Below are 15,225 nucleotides of genomic sequence, written 5' to 3' on the forward strand. Positions count from 1 at the left end.
GATGCGGACGTCATCCCAGTTCATGGGAGTGACCTTGATGACAACTCACCCTGAAAAATCCTTCACGACACGGCAGCTCGCTATTTGCGGGAATTAATGCACAGTCGGCTGCCGTTGTCCATTTCCTGCACAACGGTTGCGATTCCGCTCGCGTTGCCATCACCGCCGCAAAGGCGGACAATGCCTCATCACCAAAACAGGGAGAGAAACCATGATCGACTACGGTCATTTCATCGGCGGCAAGCGTGTCGCCGGCACCAGCGGCCGCAAGCAGGACGTGATGCAGCCGATGGACGGTTCCGTGCGCGGCACGGTGGCGCTGGCTTCGCAGGCGGAACTGCGCGCCGCTGTCGAGGACGCCAAGGCGGCGCAGCCCAAGTGGGCGGCCACCAACCCGCAGCGCCGCGTGCGCGTGCTGATGAAGTTCCTCGAACTGGTCCAGCGCGACTATGACGAACTGGCCGACATCCTGGCGCGCGAGCATGGCAAGACAATCGCCGACGCCAAGGGCGACATCCAGCGCGGCCTCGAAGTGGTCGAGGTCTGCATCGGCGCGCCGCACATGATGAAGGGCGAGTTCACCGACGGCGCCGGCCCCGGCATCGACGTCTATTCGATGCGCCAGCCGCTCGGCGTCGTCGCCGGCATCACGCCGTTTAATTTCCCGGCGATGATCCCGCTGTGGAAGATCGCGCCGGCGATCGCCTGCGGCAATGCCTTTATCCTGAAGCCCTCCGAGCGCGATCCGGGCGTGCCGATCCGCATTGCCGAACTGTTCATCGAAGCCGGCCTGCCGGCCGGCATCCTCAACGTCGTCAACGGCGACAAGGAAGTGGTCGACGCCATCCTCGACGATCCGGACATCAAGGCCGTCGGCTTCGTCGGCTCGACGCCGATCGCCCACTACATCTATTCGCGCGGCACCGCCGCCGGCAAGCGCGTGCAGTGCTTCGGCGGCGCCAAGAACCACATGATCATCATGCCCGACGCCGACATGGACCAGACTGTCGACGCGCTGATCGGCGCCGGCTACGGCTCGGCCGGCGAGCGCTGCATGGCGATCTCGGTCGCGGTCCCTGTCGGCAACGACACTGCCAACCGGCTGATGGAAAAGCTGGTGCCCCGCGTCGAAAGCCTGAAGGTCGGCCCGTCGACCGATTCCTCGGCCGATTTCGGCCCGCTGGTAACGGCGCAGGCGCTGGAGCGCGTCAAGGGCTATGTCGACATCGGCGTCAAGGAAGGCGCCAAGCTCGTCGTCGACGGCCGCGGCTTCAAGATGCAGGGCTACGAGAACGGCTACTACATGGGCGGCTGCCTGTTCGACAACGTCACCGCCGACATGCGCATCTACAAGGAAGAGATTTTCGGCCCGGTGCTCTCCGTGGTGCGCGCGCCGACCTACGAGAACGCCATCAAGCTCGCCAACGACCACGAGATGGGCAATGGCGTCGCCATCTTCACCCGCGACGGCGACGCCGCGCGCGACTTCGCCTCGCGTGTCCAGGTCGGCATGGTCGGCGTTAACGTGCCGATTCCGGTTCCGATCGCCTACTACACGTTCGGCGGCTGGAAGGCCTCGTCCTTCGGCGATCTCAACCAGCACGGCCCGGATGCGTTCCGCTTCTACACCAAGACCAAGACGGTCACCTCGCGCTGGCCGTCCGGCATCAAGGACGGTGCCGAGTTCGTCATCCCGACGATGAACTAGCAGGACGGTTCCCGGTTTTGCGCGTCCTCGCCTTCGGCTGCGGGCGCGCGGCTGGCATCAAGGACGGTGCCGAGTTCGTCATCCCGACGATGAACTAGCCGGACGGTTCCCGGTTTAGCGCGTCCTCGCCTTCGGCTGCGGGCGCGCGGCTGGCATCAAGGACGGTGCCGAGTTCGTCATCCCGACGATGAACTGATCCAGATCCGACGACCGACTGATAAAGGCCCGGCCATCGCCGGGCCTTTACGCTTTCCGATCGCGGCCGGTATCCGCCAAAACACCGATGTGATGGAACCAAGCGGGCTCGATCCGTCTTAGGTTGTATTCCTGCAAACTTGCAGGCCAATCCAACAGCGCCGGTGGCTGCCGGGGTTCTCGTCTGGCGCAAGGAGTTGTCAGATGACACGACGTCTTTTGGCGGGAACGTGCTTTGCGGTGTTTGCGATATGCGGTGGTGTCGCGCAGGCCGTTGCTGGCGGACAATGCGCCGCGCGTGCCGACGTCATCAAGGCGCTCGGCGAGAAGTTCCATGAAAGCGAGGCCGCGCGCGGTCTGGTCAACCCGAATGTGATTCTCGAAATCTTCGTGTCGGAAAAGGGCACTTGGACCATCCTGGCCACCGACACGCACGGCCTGAGCTGCATCATCACGGCGGGCGACGGTTGGGACGGAGCCATGATGGCGGCTGCCCTGCCGGGCACCTGAGCGGACGTCGTTCCCGCTGTCGTAGGGAGGCGGCCCGCGGCCGGGTCTTTTGGCATCTCGAATGGATTGCGGGCGCCCGAAAGGGTGCCCGCTTGTGCTTTGCCTTCGCCGTCACCATATATGGAACATAATGGGAACATCCGGAAGGTTCCCATTGGTGGCAGACCGGAACGCAGAAAGGAACGACGCGATGATGACGTCGGAACCGGGCTGGGCCGCTCCGGCAAAATGAGGCTGTCTCCTTTTGCCGGGACGCGATGGCAAAAGGAGGTGCCCCATGGCACGCAAATCCCTGTTGGGTTGGGTGAGAAACCTGGTTCTTGCCAGCGCGCTGGCGATGGGTACGAACAGCGCCGGCGCTCAATATCAAAACTGTGCCGAACACAGCGCTCTGGTTACCCACCTGAGCGAGAACTTCCAGGAACGGCAGTTTGCCTTCGGGCTGATCGGCCAAGTCGCGATCATGGAAATGTTTGTCGGCCAGAGCGGAACGTGGACCATCATCGTCACTGACGTTACCGGCACGAGCTGCATAATCGCCGCCGGCAACAGTTGGGAAAGCGTGGCGGCGCCGGCCGACCATAGCGCGCGATACTGAGATCGAGCATCGCTCAGCGGGTGGCGGCCACCTCGGCATGGCTGCGCAGCAGCGCCATCAGCCGCTTGGCATCCTTGGCCGCTCCCTCCTCGTCGCCGTCGAGGATCGAGCGGATCAGCGCGACATGATGTTCGGCCGATTCGGCCAGGCCGGTATCCGACTTGTAGCGGAACCAGAAGCGGCGGCTGTGGGTCTGCAAGGGCGCCGCCAACCGCGCCGCGAAGGGGTTGTCGGCGGCCAGTGCGAGCGCCTCGTCGAGCGCCTTGTCGGCCTGGATGAAGGCCAGCACATTGCCCGAGATGACCGCCTTCTGCATGGCAAGGGCGGCGTCGTGAAAGAGGTCGGCTGCCTCGCGGGTGACGAAACGCGCGGCCGAGCGGGCCAGCACCACCTCGACGCCGCGCCTGGCATCGAGGACACGCAGCCAGTCGCCGGGATGGAGCGGCGCAATCGCGATGCCGGCGCGCGGCCGGACATCGAGCAGGCCCTCCCAGGCCAGACGCTGGATCGCCTCGCGCACCGGCGTGCGGCCGAGCCCGAGACGCTCGATCAGCGCACCCTCGGTGACAAAGCTCGACGGCGCCAGTTCGAGCGTGACGATCATGTGCTCGAGCGCGCGATAGGCCTTCGCAGCCGCCGGCTCGAAACGAGATATATCTTCCAATAGAGCCATTGGGCCTCCTGATATATTTTCCATATATCATAGCAGATTCCGCATTGACAGCCGGTTTCCTGTTAGATATATCACTGATATATCAGATTGGAGATGATGCCATGTGGACTGGAGTTTTCCCCGCCGTCACGACCAAATTCACCGAGGACGACCGTCTCGATCATGCCGAGATGGAGCGCTGCTTTTCGCTGCAGATGGAGGCCGGCTGCGACGGCATCATCGTCTGCGGCTCGCTCGGCGAAGGGCCAATGCTGTCGCATGACGAGAAGATCGAGGTGCTGAAGACGGCGCAGCAGGTCGCCGGAGGCAAGCCGGTGCTGCTCACTGTGAACGAGCCCGGCACCCGCGAGGCGGCAAGCATCGCGCGTCGCGCCGCGCAGGCCGGAGCCAGCGGGCTGATGGTGGTGCCCAGCCCGATCTACCATACCGACCCGGCAGAGACGGCCGCCGCCCTGCGCGCCGTGGCCGAGGCCGGCGACCTGCCGGTCATGATCTATTCGAACAGGCTGGCGTACCGCGTCGACGTCACCGTCGACCTGATGGAGGAGCTGGCGTCCGACGCGCGCTTCGTCGCCATCAAGGAATCCTCCGACGACATCCGCCGCTCGACCGAGATCATCAACCGGTTCGGCGACCGCTACGACCTGTTCACCGGCGTCGACAATCTTGCCTTCGAGGCACTGTCGGTCGGCGCCATCGGCTGGGTGGCGGGGCTGGTCACCGCCTTCCCGCGCGAGACGGTGGCGATCTACCAGCTGATGAAGCAGGGCCGGCGCGAGGAGGCGTTGACGATCTATCGCTGGTTCCGGCCATTGCTCGACCTCGACGTCTCGACCTATCTGGTCCAAAACATCAAGCTTGCTGAAGTGCTGGCGATCAATACCAATGATCGCGTTCGCATGCCGCGCCGGCCGCTGTCGGGCGAGCGCCGCAAGGCGGTGGAAAAGATCGTCATGGATGCGCTGGCCGTGCGGCCGAAACTGCCGGCGCTGCAGGCGTCTCCTCGATCGGCGGACAAGCTGGTGGCAGCCGAATAGAGGAATAGCATTCGCGTGCAGGAAAATTCCGATGAGACCGAGGAGGGGCGCCGCCCCTCATCCGCCCTTCGGGCACCTTTTCCCCGTGAACGGGGAGAAGGGGAAGACATCGCCATCATCGGCGGCGGCATCATCGGCATCTGCGCCGCCACCTACCTGACCGAGGCCGGGCGAAACGTCACGATCTTCGATCGCACGGGCATCTGCGAGGAAACGAGCTCGGGCAACGCCGCCGCCTTCGCCTTCACCGACGTGCTGCCGCTGGCGCATAAGGGCATGATGCGGCAATTGCCGAAATGGCTTGCCGATCCGCTCGGCCCGCTCACCATTCCGCCCGCCTATCTGCCGAAGCTGCTGCCCTGGCTGATCCGCTTTTGGCGCGCCGGGCGCGGCGACCGCTACGAGACCAGCCTTGCCGCACAGGCCGCGATGATGAGGCTTGCCGAAGCGGAGTGGATGGGCCTGCTCGACCGCTCCGGGACGAGGCCGATGCTGCGCGAGGACGGCTCGCTCGAACTCTACGAGAGCGAGGCCGAGTTCCGCGCCTCGCTTTCCGGCTGGCGGGCACGTGAGCGCTACGGCATTGGCTTCAACCATGTCGAGGGCACGGAGATGGCTGCCCTGCAGCCGGGGCTTTCGCCGCGCTTCATCAAAGCCACCTTCGTGCCGGGCTGGAAAACGGTCGCCGACCCCAAGCTGCTCGGCAAGGCGGTCTGGGCCCACGCCGAACGGCTCGGCGCCCGCTTCGAGCACGCGCGAGTCGCGCGGATCGAGGCTGGCGCGGATGGAGCGACGATCGTGCTTGCCGACGGCTCGACCCGGAAGGCGAACCAGCTCGTCATCGCCGCTGGCGCATGGTCGCATCTTCTGGCCAGGGACCTCGGCGAGCGCATCCCGCTGGAGACCGAGCGCGGCTACAACACCACGCTGCCTAAGGCCGCGTTCGATGTCAGGCGGCAGCTGATCTTCTCCGGGCACGGCTTCGTCATCACGCCGCTGGAAACCGGCCTGCGCGTCGGCGGCGCCGTCGAACTCGGCGGCATCGAGCGCCCGCCTAATTTCGCGCGGTCGAAGGCCATGCTGGAAAAGGCCAGGCGCTTCCTGCCGGGGCTCGATCCGTCGGGCGGGCGCGAATGGATGGGCTATCGCCCGTCGCTGCCGGATTCGCTGCCCGTCATCGGCCGGGCGCGCGCGCCGAACGCTTTCTATGCTTTCGGCCACGGCCATCTCGGCCTGACCCAGGCAGCGGCAACCGGGCGCTTGATCCGCGATCTCGTTCTCGGGCAGGCTCCGCCCGTCGAGCTCGCCCCCTTCAGTCCGCAGCGGTTCTGACCGGTCTCTCTTGTCTTGACGCAATTGCGGACGGAAGGTTACGGCCAAGGCGCCGAACTTAACCGCTTCACACTTTTCCTGAAATTGCTCTAGGAAGCATCATGGCCAAGAAAACCTTCTCCTGCATCGACGGCCACACTTGCGGCAATCCGGTCAGGCTGGTCGCGGGCGGCGGACCGCTGCTCCAGGGTTCAACCATGATGGAGCGGCGGGCGCATTTCCTCGCCGAGTACGACTGGATCCGCACCGGCCTGATGTTCGAGCCGCGCGGCCATGACGTGATGTCGGGCTCAATCCTCTATCCGCCGACGCGCGAGGACTGCGACATCGCCATCCTGTTCATCGAGACGTCGGGCTGCCTGCCGATGTGCGGCCACGGCACCATCGGCACGGTGACGATGGCGATCGAGCATGGGCTGGTGCAGCCGAAGACGCCGGGGATCTTGCGGCTCGACACGCCGGCCGGCCTGGTCATCGCCGAATACAAGCAGGTCGGCGAGTATGTGGAGGAGGTGCGCATCACCAACGTGCCCTCCTTCCTCTATGCCGAGGGGCTGACGGTCGAGTGTCCCGGCCTCGGCGAGATCAGCGTCGACGTCGCCTATGGCGGCAATTTCTACGCCATCGTCGAGCCGCAGGCGAACTATCGCGACATGGCCGACCATTCGGCCGGCGACCTCATCGCCTGGAGCCCGGTGGTGCGGCAGCGGCTGAACGAGAAGTACTCGTTCGTGCATCCGGAGAACCCCGGCATCAACCGGCTGTCGCACATGCTGTGGACCGGCAAGCCGACCGATCCGGAAGCCGATGCGCGCAATGCCGTTTTCTACGGCGACAAGGCGATAGACCGCTCGCCTTGCGGCACCGGCACCTCGGCGCGCATGGCGCAGTTGCACGCCAAGGGCAAGCTCAAGGCCGGCGACAGCTTTGTCCACGAATCGATCATCGGTTCGCTGTTCAAGGGCAGGGTCGAAAAGGAGGTCGTCGTCGCGGACAAGCCGGCGATCGTCCCCTCGATCGGCGGCTGGGCGCGGATGACCGGGTTGAACACCATCTTCATCGACGACCGCGATCCGTTCGCGCACGGGTTCGTCGTCACCTAGAGCAATTCCAGGAAAAGTGTGTAGCGGTTAAGTTCGGCGCCTTCGCCGTAACCTTCCGTCCGGAACTGCGTAAAAAACAAGCAAGGCGACGCCGTCGCTGCTCGAGGGCGTCAGGCTTCCCCGCCGTTCGGCGAGACCTGATCGCGGAACCAGTCGGCGAAGGTGATTTCGGCGGCCGAGGGCTGCGCCGACATGGTCAGATAGTAGCCCTTGTCCCTGTCGGTCGCGATGTCGGAGACGACGACGAGATCGCCGCGCCGCAGCTCCTCGCGAAAAACCTCGATCGGGCAAAGGGCGACGCCGTGACCGGCGATGACGGCCGTCGCCAGTATGTTGAAATCGGCAAAGACAGGCCCGGTGCCGACATCGACGCCGGCCATGCCGGCTTGTGAGAACCACTCGCGCCAGCCCTGACGCGTCTCGTCATGCAAAAGGTCCGCCGCGGCAATCTCCGCCGGCGACCCGAGCCGGCCCTTGCGCGCCAGATAGTGCGGGCTGCAGGCGGGCCGGCTCATGCGCGAAAAGAGCTTGAGGCTGGCGGCGGTGGGAGACGGGTCCGCGCCGAGCGTGATGAGGACGTCGTTGTCATCGTCCTTAAGCCGGTCTTCGGCTTTGGCGTAGGCGACGCGGATGGCGATCTCCGGGTGGCGTTCGGTGAAAGCAAGCGCGGCACCAGCCATCGGCTGGCGATGGATGGAATGCAGCCCACCGACAGCGATGCTACGGCCGCGTTCCTGCGGATGCGCCGGCAGGCGGCGGCAAGGTCGGAGAGCGCCGCGTTCGCCGAGACCTGCAGGGTCAGGCCGGCATCGGTCAGGCGCACCTTGCGGGCATCCCGGTGGAACAGTGGCACGCCCAACCATTCCTCCAGCCGCCTGATCTGATGGCTGATCGCCGGATGGGTGACATGCAGCTCCTCGCCGGCGGCCGAGAAGCTGAGATGGCGCGCGGCGGCCTCGAAAGCGCGGATGGCGTTCAGCGGCAGATAGTCCATTTGTAAATTTTTCTAATGTGTCTAACGAAAAACGGTCATTTGAAACCCGCCTCGGGTCGCGACATGCTGAAGGCAGCTTCGAATGTTGATCCAGAAAATAGCAGCCAAAACAGAGCGAAGCCAGATCATTCCGTCGTCGTGGTCGTCCCACGCCCCTTTCATAGAGAGAGATACCATGTTCACCAGGCAACTGGCCGATGTAGAAAAAACTGACTTCTTCGTCGACTGGGGCAACGGCACCAGCCACCGGCTGCTGACCCAGCGGGACGGCATGGGATTCACCGTCTGTCATACGGTCGTGCGGGCAGGGAGCGAGTCGCGCCTGCAATACCGGCGGCATCTCGAGGCCTGCTATTGCATCTCGGGCCTGGGCGAAGTCGAGGATATGGCGGGCGCGATCCATCGCATCGAGCCCGGGACCATCTATGTGCTTGACGCGCATGACGATCATTACCTGCGCGCCGATGCCGCCGGCGACATGGTGCTGGTCAGCGTCTTCAATCCGCCGCTGAGCGGCACCGAGCGGCACAGCCTGAGCGGAGAAGGCGGCTCCGCCTACTGAAACTTCATGCCCCGCAAGCAACCCCAACGAGCAGGCCGGCGCTCGCCCACGGCCGAGCCGTCACACGAATGTCATATGTGAAAGAATCCCGACCTGGCGAAAGGCGAAGGAGCGCGAGACGGGCGACCTTCGCCGACGCAAGGAATCGCTCCATCACCCAATCTTGACGGCGATTTATTCGAAACGAAGCGCATCATACGGCCGAATCGTCAAAGACATTGCGTTATGCCAATGATAGGGTCCGCGATAGTCCAGGGGTCGGACGGCGTAAAACGGGCAATCGGACGGCGTGCTTCCAAAACACGCGAGGCGATTGAAAAATCACGTTGCAATCCGGGCTCGAAACTTTACGACTAGGGGAAATACGAAAAGGAGTGCGACCCGAAAGCGGGCGACATTCCAGGGGAGCCACGGCAGTATGCAGTACTTCGTCCAGCAGCTTATCAACGGGCTGACGCTGGGATCGATCTATGGCCTGATCGCGATCGGCTACACGATGGTCTACGGCATCATCGGCATGATCAATTTCGCCCATGGCGACATCTTCATGGTCGGGGCCTTCACCGCCCTCATCGTCTTCCTCATCCTCGGCGCCCTGTTCTATTCGGTGCCGGTCGTCATCGCGCTCTTGATCATGATGATCGTGGCGATGCTTCTGACCAGCCTCTACAACTGGACGATCGAGAAGGTGGCCTACCGGCCACTGCGTGGTTCGTTCCGGCTGGCGCCGCTGATCACCGCCATCGGCATGTCGATCGCGCTGTCCAATTTCGTCCAGGTCACGCAGGGCCCCCGCAACAAGCCGATCCCGCCGCTGGTGTCCAAGGTCTACAGCTTCGACGGCATCAGCGTGTCGCTGAAGCAGATCATCATCGTGGTGGTCACCGTGGTGCTGCTGGCGCTGTTCTGGTACCTGGTCAACAGGACGGCGCTCGGCCGGGCGCAGCGCGCCTGCGAGCAGGACCGCAAGATGGCCGCGCTGCTCGGCATCGACGTCGACCGCACCATTTCGATCACCTTCATCATGGGCGCGGGGCTGGCCGCCGTCGCCGGCACGCTGTTCCTGATGTATTACGGCGTGGTGGTGTTCTCGGACGGCTTCGTGCCCGGCGTGAAGGCCTTCACCGCCGCCGTGCTCGGCGGCATCGGCTCGCTGCCCGGCGCCGTGCTCGGCGGCCTCCTGATCGGCTTCATCGAGAGCATGTGGTCGGCCTATTTCTCCATCGACTACAAGGACGTCGCCGCCTTCTCGATCCTGGCGATCGTCTTGATCTTCCTGCCTTCCGGCATTCTGGGCCGGCCTGAAGTCGAAAAGGTCTGAGCTCATGGCCGTTACCGTGTCCCCGGAGAGCGATACCGTCGCCACTCCCATCCAGCGCGCTTTCCGCGAGGCGCTCTATGCCGGCGCCGTCTCGCTCGGCCTGTTCGTGCTGTTCATCGGTCTGAGGACCGACCAGAACATCTCCAACGAACTGATCCTGGTGCAGCGCTGGGGCCTGCTTGCCCTGGTGGTGATCCTCACCGCCGTCGGGCGTTTCCTCTATGTCGGCTTCGGGCAGCCGGCGCTGGAGCGCGCCAAGGCGCAGAAGGCTGCGGCGCCCGCCGTCGCGGCTGAACCCAGCTTCGTGCGCCGCAACTTCAACAAGATCGGCATCGCCGTGCTGTTCCTGTACCCGATCGCGATGGTCCTGCTGTTCGGCTTCCAGGGCTCGCTGAAATGGGTCGATAATTTCGGCATCCAGATCCTGATCTACGTGATGCTTGCCTGGGGGCTGAACATCGTCATCGGGCTGGCCGGCCTGCTCGACCTCGGCTACGTCGCCTTCTACGCGGTCGGCGCCTATGCCTACGCGCTGCTCGGCACGCATTTCGGCCTGTCGTTCTGGATCCTGCTGCCGGCCGCCGGCTGCATGGCCGCCTTCTGGGGCGTCATGCTCGGCTTCCCGGTGCTGCGGCTGCGCGGCGACTATCTGGCCATCGTGACGCTTGCCTTCGGCGAGATCATCCGCCTGGTGCTGATCAACTGGCGCGAGGTGACCAACGGCTCGGCCGGCATTTCCGGCATTCCGAAAGTCTCCCTCTTCGGCCTGATATCGTTCAACGTCTCGGATCCGAACTACATCTCCAAGGTGCTGGGCATCGCCCAGTCGGGCGCCTACTACAAGATCTTCCTCTACTATCTCATCCTTCTGCTTTGCCTGCTCACCGCCTTCGTCACCATCAGGCTGCGCCGGCTGCCGGTCGGCCGGGCCTGGGAAGCGTTGCGCGAGGACGAGATCGCCTGCCGCTCGCTCGGCATCAACACCACCACCACCAAGCTGACGGCGTTCGCCACCGGCGCCATGTTCGGCGGCTTCGCCGGGTCGTTCTTCGCCGCCCGCCAGGGCTTCGTCAGTCCGGAGTCCTTCGTCTTCCTGGAATCGGCGATCATCCTTGCCATCGTCGTGCTGGGAGGCATGGGCTCGCTGGGAGGCATCGCGGTCGCGGCGGCGGTGATGATTGGCGGCACCGAGATCCTCCGCGAGCTGGACTTCCTCAAGACCGGCCTGAGATGGGGCGACACAACCCTCATTCCCGGCTTCGGTCCCGATTTCACGCCGGAACTCTACCGCATGCTTTTGTTCGGCGTGGCGATGGTCGTCGTCATGCTATGGAAGCCGCGCGGCTTCGTCGGCAGTCGCGAGCCGACAGCCTTCCTGAAGGAGCGAAGAGCGGTCTCAGGCTCCTTCACCAAGGAGGGTCACGGCTGATGAACGCGACCCCTTCCTCAAGCGACTTCATCCTTCAGGTCGAGCACCTGTCCATGAAGTTCGGCGGCCTCATCGCCATCGGCGACCTGTCCTTCCAGGCCAGGCGCGGCGAGATCACCGCGCTGATCGGCCCCAACGGCGCCGGCAAGACCACCGTGTTCAACTGCATTACCGGCTTCTACAAGCCGTCGGAAGGCATGATCACGCTCAACCGGAAAGACGGTTCGAGCTATCTGCTCGAGCGCCTGCCCAACCATGAGATCCCGGCGCGCGCCAAGGTGGCGCGCACCTTCCAGAACATCCGCCTGTTCTCGGGCATGACGCTGCTCGAGAACCTTCTGGTCGCCCAGCACAACAAGCTGATGAAGGCATCCGGCTACACGTTCCTCGGCCTGTTCGGCTTCTCGAGCTACCGGCAGGCCTCGGCCGAATCGATCGAGCTTGCCAAGCACTGGCTGGAGAAGGCCAACCTGGTCGATCGCGCCGACGATCCGGCGGGCGACCTGCCCTATGGCGCGCAGCGGCGGCTGGAGATCGCGCGCGCCATGTGCACGGGCCCCGAGCTTCTGTGCCTCGACGAGCCGGCCGCCGGCCTCAATCCGAAGGAATCGGCGGCCCTCAACGAGCTGCTGAACGACATCAAGGACAACACCGGCACCTCGATCCTGCTCATCGAGCACGACATGTCGGTGGTGATGCAGATTTCCGACCATGTCGTCGTGCTCGAATACGGCCGCAAGATCTCCGACGGCAGTCCGCAGTCGGTCAGGACCGATCCACGCGTCATTGCCGCCTATCTCGGCGTCGACGACGAGGAGGTCGAGACGGTGCTGACCGAGGTCGGCGACGAGGCCGTGATCGAGCAGCTCGACACCGGCCCCGATTCCGCGCACGGGCCAGGAAGCTCGGCTTCGATGATGGCGGGCCCGGTTTCCGATTCTGTCGAACATGCGGACCAGGGCGAGCGGGGCACGGTGTCGAGGGGCGCCTCGAAGGCAGCTCAGGTCGATGCGCGCGCGCGCGCCGCCGTTGCGAGCAAACCTGTGAAGCCCGTTGCCGCCGCGAAGCCCGCTTCGCCGGCCCCGGCCAAGCCGACCGGAAAATCCCCGACACCCAAGCCGCGTGGAGGGCGCAAGTAATGGCCGGCACAACGCTGCTCGATATCAAGGGCGTCCAGACCTACTACGGCAACATCCGGGCGCTGAATGGCGTCGACGTCACCGTCAACCAGGGCGAGATCGTGGCGCTGATTGGCGCCAACGGCGCCGGCAAGTCGACGCTGATGATGACCATCTTCGGCGCGCCGCGCGCCCGCGCGGGCACCATCACCTTCGCCGGCACCGACATCACACAGTTGCCGACGCACGAAATCGCCCGCATGCGCATCGCCCAGTCGCCGGAAGGACGCCGCATCTTCCCGCGCATGACGGTGATGGAAAACCTGCAGATGGGCGCCAGCCTCGACAACCTCAAATACTATGACGAGGACGTCGAGAAGGTGTTCACGCTGTTCCCGCGGCTCAAAGAGCGCATCGGCCAGCGCGGCGGCACGCTGTCGGGCGGCGAGCAGCAGATGCTGTCGATCGGACGCGCGCTGATGGCGCGGCCGAAGCTGCTCCTGCTCGACGAGCCGTCGCTGGGCCTGGCGCCGCTGATCGTCAAGCAGATCTTCGACGCCATCCGCGAGCTGAACCGCACGCAAGGGCTGACCGTGTTCCTGGTCGAGCAGAACGCCTTCGGCGCGCTGAAGCTCGCCAATCGCGGCTATGTCATGGTGAACGGCAATGTGACGATGAGCGGTTCCGGCAAGGAACTGCTCGCCAATCCGGAAGTGCGCGCCGCCTATCTCGAAGGCGGCCACCACTGAGATTGGAGCGGAATATGTGCATCCGGTATTCCGCTCCACCTTGTTTGTTTGTCGCATGATCGTTGTCCGAAAAGCCTGCACCTTTTCGGGATCGTGCTAGGGAGACTTCATCATGCAGGGCATTCTCTACGAGGAACCCTCGATCTTCCAGTTCCTGTTCGTCACCTGCCTGCTCGGCGGCTGGGCCGCCTGGATGACCGGCAAGGCCAGCGCGCAGACATGGCGCAGCTTCTTCCAGCTGTTCCTCTACATGCTCGGGCTCGGCATCGGCATCCGGTTCATCCATCATGCGCTGTTCGACGGCACGATGTTCTCGTTGCATTACTATATCGTCGACACCATCGTGCTGATCATACTGGGCTTCCTTGGCTATCAATACACGCGCACCAACCAGATGGTGACACAGTATAATTGGCTCTACGAAAGAGCCTCGCTTTTGAGCTGGAAGCCGAAAGGCTGACGTTCATGATTAACGCCGTCTCGGGGATGAAACGGCGTGACAAGTGCCTGAAAATCGGCAAACTATGCTTTCTGCGATAAGGGTGGGCATCGCATGAAAGTATCATCCACGCCCACTCCGTAAATGGGAGCGTTTATATGAAAAAGTCACTCTTGTCCGCCGTGGCTCTGACCGCGCTTGTCGCGTTCAGCGGCAGCGCGTGGGCTGACATCCTGATCGGCGTCGCCGGTCCGATCACCGGCCCGAACGCCGCCTTTGGCGCGCAGCTGCAGAAGGGCGCCGAGCAGGCCGCCGCCGACATCAATGCTGCAGGCGGCATCAACGGCCAGCAGATCAAGCTCGAGATCGGCGACGACGTGTCGGATCCGAAGCAGGGCATCTCGGTCGCCAACAAGTTCGTCGCCGACGGCGTCAAGTATGTTGTCGGTCACTTCAACTCGGGCGTCACCATCCCGGCCTCGGAAGTCTATGCCGAGAACGGCATCCTGGTGATCACGCCTTCGGCCACCAACCCGCAGCTGACCGAGCGCGGCCTGTGGAACACGTTCCGCACCTGCGGACGCGACGACCAGCAGGGCAAGGTCGCCGGCGACTATCTCGCCAAGAACTTCAAGGACGCCAAGATCGCCGTCATCCACGACAAGACGCCTTACGGCCAGGGCCTCGCAGACGAAACCAAGAAGGCGCTGAACGGCAATGGCGTCACCGAAGCCCTCTATGAAGGCATCAATGTCGGCGACAAGGACTTCTCGGCCCTCATCGCCAAGATGAAGGAAGCCGGCGTCTCCGTCGTGTACTATGGCGGCCTGCATACCGAAGCCGGCCTGATCATGCGCCAGCTGGCCGACCAGGGCCTCAAGGCCCAGTTCATGTCGGGCGATGGCATCGTCTCGAACGAACTGGCCTCGATCGCCGGCGACGCCGTCAACGGCACGCTGATGACGTTCGCTCCGGATCCGCGCAAGAACCCGAACGCCAAGGAACTCGTCGAGAAGTTCCGCGCCGCCGGTTTCGAGCCGGAAGCCTACACGCTCTACTCCTATGCCGCCCTGCAGATCGTCGCCGCTGCCGCCGCCAAGGTCGGTTCCGCCGACGACGCACAGAAGGTTGCGGACGAGATCAAGAAGAGCGGCCCGTGGAAGACCGCCATCGGCGACATCGGCTATGACGCCAAGGGCGACATCACCCGCCCCGACTACGTGCTGTACACCTGGAAGAAGGGTGACGACGGCAAGTACACCTACTTCGAGCAATAAGCCGGCAAAACGGCCTCAATTGCGAATGCCCGGCGCCACGCGCCGGGCATTTTCTTTTTGTTCGAACGAGGTTGGCGCGAACGAACTATTTAAATCGGTTTAGGTGTCGCGCGAATCCGTTTGCACTGCAGCATTTTCACGCTAATCATTGCTCCAGCCCCCATCCTCCCAGCCTTTGGA

14 protein-coding genes and 2 pseudogenes are annotated in these 15,225 nt (G+C 64.0%); 13 read left to right on the top strand and 3 right to left on the bottom strand.

What is annotated here, in order from left to right; translation table 11 throughout:
• Positions 1 to 211: 211 nt before the first annotated feature.
• From EN780_RS03830 to EN780_RS03840, 3 genes are all read left to right on the top strand, one after another.
• A complete protein-coding gene (locus tag EN780_RS03830) occupies positions 212 to 1,708 on the top strand; it encodes a CoA-acylating methylmalonate-semialdehyde dehydrogenase (RefSeq protein WP_127282950.1) in 1,497 nt (498 codons plus the stop codon).
• Positions 1,709 to 2,107: 399 nt separating this feature from the next.
• On the top strand, positions 2,108 to 2,413 hold the full coding sequence (locus tag EN780_RS03835) for a hypothetical protein (RefSeq protein WP_127282951.1): 306 nt from the start codon (positions 2,108 to 2,110) through the stop codon (positions 2,411 to 2,413).
• Between the two features lie 277 nt (positions 2,414 to 2,690).
• Positions 2,691 to 3,011: a hypothetical protein gene (locus EN780_RS03840; RefSeq protein ID WP_127282952.1), complete on the top strand. Its 321-nt coding sequence runs from the start codon at positions 2,691 to 2,693 to the stop codon at positions 3,009 to 3,011.
• 13 nt (positions 3,012 to 3,024) lie between these two features.
• Here EN780_RS03840 and EN780_RS03845 read toward each other — a convergent pair whose 3' ends face one another.
• Positions 3,025 to 3,684 carry a GntR family transcriptional regulator gene (locus EN780_RS03845; RefSeq protein WP_127282953.1) on the bottom strand — a complete coding sequence of 220 codons (660 nt, stop codon included), beginning with the start codon at positions 3,682 to 3,684 and terminating at the stop codon, positions 3,025 to 3,027.
• A gap of 101 nt (positions 3,685 to 3,785) precedes the next feature.
• Between EN780_RS03845 and EN780_RS03850 the strand changes: the two genes are divergently transcribed.
• The 3 genes from EN780_RS03850 to EN780_RS03860 all read left to right on the top strand — a co-directional run bounded on the left by EN780_RS03850 (position 3,786) and on the right by EN780_RS03860 (position 7,156).
• Positions 3,786 to 4,721 carry a dihydrodipicolinate synthase family protein gene (locus EN780_RS03850; RefSeq protein WP_127282954.1) on the top strand — a complete coding sequence of 312 codons (936 nt, stop codon included), beginning with the start codon at positions 3,786 to 3,788 and terminating at the stop codon, positions 4,719 to 4,721.
• Between the two features lie 15 nt (positions 4,722 to 4,736).
• Positions 4,737 to 6,053 carry an FAD-dependent oxidoreductase gene (locus EN780_RS03855; protein WP_128272201.1) on the top strand — a complete coding sequence of 439 codons (1,317 nt, stop codon included), beginning with the start codon at positions 4,737 to 4,739 and terminating at the stop codon, positions 6,051 to 6,053.
• A 101-nt stretch (positions 6,054 to 6,154) separates the two neighbouring features.
• Entirely contained in the window at positions 6,155 to 7,156 is a 1,002-nt protein-coding gene (locus EN780_RS03860; protein ID WP_128272203.1) for a 4-hydroxyproline epimerase, read from the top strand.
• Between the two features lie 110 nt (positions 7,157 to 7,266).
• On the opposite strand, the gene EN780_RS39680 is transcribed toward EN780_RS03860, so the two are convergent.
• Complete coding sequence (locus tag EN780_RS39680) at positions 7,267 to 8,019, bottom strand: LysR substrate-binding domain-containing protein (protein ID WP_189556359.1); 753 nt, start codon at positions 8,017 to 8,019, stop codon at positions 7,267 to 7,269.
• Positions 8,019 to 8,150 (bottom strand): annotated as a pseudogene (locus tag EN780_RS40405) (LysR family transcriptional regulator); the annotation flags it as partial. The pseudogene EN780_RS40405 and the gene EN780_RS39680, both read right to left, overlap by 1 nt.
• A gap of 175 nt (positions 8,151 to 8,325) precedes the next feature.
• On the opposite strand from EN780_RS40405, the gene EN780_RS03870 reads away from it, so the two are divergent.
• The 7 genes and pseudogenes from EN780_RS03870 (at position 8,326) to EN780_RS03900 (ending at position 15,045) form a co-directional block, all read left to right on the top strand.
• On the top strand, positions 8,326 to 8,712 hold the full coding sequence (locus EN780_RS03870) for an ectoine synthase (RefSeq protein ID WP_128272207.1): 387 nt from the start codon (positions 8,326 to 8,328) through the stop codon (positions 8,710 to 8,712).
• Between the two features lie 418 nt (positions 8,713 to 9,130).
• Positions 9,131 to 10,033, top strand: a complete 903-nt coding sequence (locus tag EN780_RS03875) for a branched-chain amino acid ABC transporter permease LivH (RefSeq protein WP_128272209.1) — start codon at positions 9,131 to 9,133, stop codon at positions 10,031 to 10,033.
• 4 nt (positions 10,034 to 10,037) lie between these two features.
• Positions 10,038 to 11,462: a high-affinity branched-chain amino acid ABC transporter permease LivM gene (livM, locus tag EN780_RS03880; protein ID WP_127282960.1), complete on the top strand. Its 1,425-nt coding sequence runs from the start codon at positions 10,038 to 10,040 to the stop codon at positions 11,460 to 11,462.
• Positions 11,462 to 12,550 (top strand): annotated as a pseudogene (locus EN780_RS03885) (ABC transporter ATP-binding protein); the annotation flags it as partial. The gene livM and the pseudogene EN780_RS03885, both read left to right, overlap by 1 nt.
• 50 nt (positions 12,551 to 12,600) lie before the next feature.
• Positions 12,601 to 13,329, top strand: a complete 729-nt coding sequence (locus tag EN780_RS03890; protein WP_128272213.1) for an ABC transporter ATP-binding protein — start codon at positions 12,601 to 12,603, stop codon at positions 13,327 to 13,329.
• Positions 13,330 to 13,441: 112 nt separating this feature from the next.
• Positions 13,442 to 13,789 (top strand): DUF6867 family protein, encoded by a 348-nt coding sequence (locus EN780_RS03895; RefSeq protein ID WP_127282963.1) that lies wholly within the window; start codon positions 13,442 to 13,444, stop codon positions 13,787 to 13,789.
• A gap of 137 nt (positions 13,790 to 13,926) precedes the next feature.
• The gene (locus tag EN780_RS03900; protein WP_127282964.1) at positions 13,927 to 15,045 is read left to right on the top strand and encodes a branched-chain amino acid ABC transporter substrate-binding protein; all 1,119 of its coding nucleotides are present in this window, start codon (positions 13,927 to 13,929) and stop codon (positions 15,043 to 15,045) included.
• Positions 15,046 to 15,225 lie beyond the last annotated feature (180 nt).

Origin of the sequence: Mesorhizobium sp. M4B.F.Ca.ET.089.01.1.1, assembly GCF_004022605.1 — a bacterium.
In the GTDB taxonomy this organism is placed as follows: domain Bacteria; phylum Pseudomonadota; class Alphaproteobacteria; order Rhizobiales; family Rhizobiaceae; genus Mesorhizobium; species Mesorhizobium abyssinicae.

Coding starts and splice junctions, on each gene's coding strand:
- EN780_RS03830 (WP_127282950.1), top strand. CDS start 212: ATGATCGACTACGGTCATTTCATCGGCGGCAAGCGTGTCGCCGGCACC.
- EN780_RS03835 (WP_127282951.1), top strand. CDS start 2,108: ATGACACGACGTCTTTTGGCGGGAACGTGCTTTGCGGTGTTTGCGATA.
- EN780_RS03840 (WP_127282952.1), top strand. CDS start 2,691: ATGGCACGCAAATCCCTGTTGGGTTGGGTGAGAAACCTGGTTCTTGCC.
- EN780_RS03845 (WP_127282953.1), bottom strand. CDS start 3,684: ATGGCTCTATTGGAAGATATATCTCGTTTCGAGCCGGCGGCTGCGAAG.
- EN780_RS03850 (WP_127282954.1), top strand. CDS start 3,786: ATGTGGACTGGAGTTTTCCCCGCCGTCACGACCAAATTCACCGAGGAC.
- EN780_RS03860 (WP_128272203.1), top strand. CDS start 6,155: ATGGCCAAGAAAACCTTCTCCTGCATCGACGGCCACACTTGCGGCAAT.
- EN780_RS39680 (WP_189556359.1), bottom strand. CDS start 8,019: ATGGTTGGGCGTGCCACTGTTCCACCGGGATGCCCGCAAGGTGCGCCT.
- EN780_RS03870 (WP_128272207.1), top strand. CDS start 8,326: ATGTTCACCAGGCAACTGGCCGATGTAGAAAAAACTGACTTCTTCGTC.
- EN780_RS03875 (WP_128272209.1), top strand. CDS start 9,131: ATGCAGTACTTCGTCCAGCAGCTTATCAACGGGCTGACGCTGGGATCG.
- livM (WP_127282960.1), top strand. CDS start 10,038: ATGGCCGTTACCGTGTCCCCGGAGAGCGATACCGTCGCCACTCCCATC.
- EN780_RS03890 (WP_128272213.1), top strand. CDS start 12,601: ATGGCCGGCACAACGCTGCTCGATATCAAGGGCGTCCAGACCTACTAC.
- EN780_RS03895 (WP_127282963.1), top strand. CDS start 13,442: ATGCAGGGCATTCTCTACGAGGAACCCTCGATCTTCCAGTTCCTGTTC.
- EN780_RS03900 (WP_127282964.1), top strand. CDS start 13,927: ATGAAAAAGTCACTCTTGTCCGCCGTGGCTCTGACCGCGCTTGTCGCG.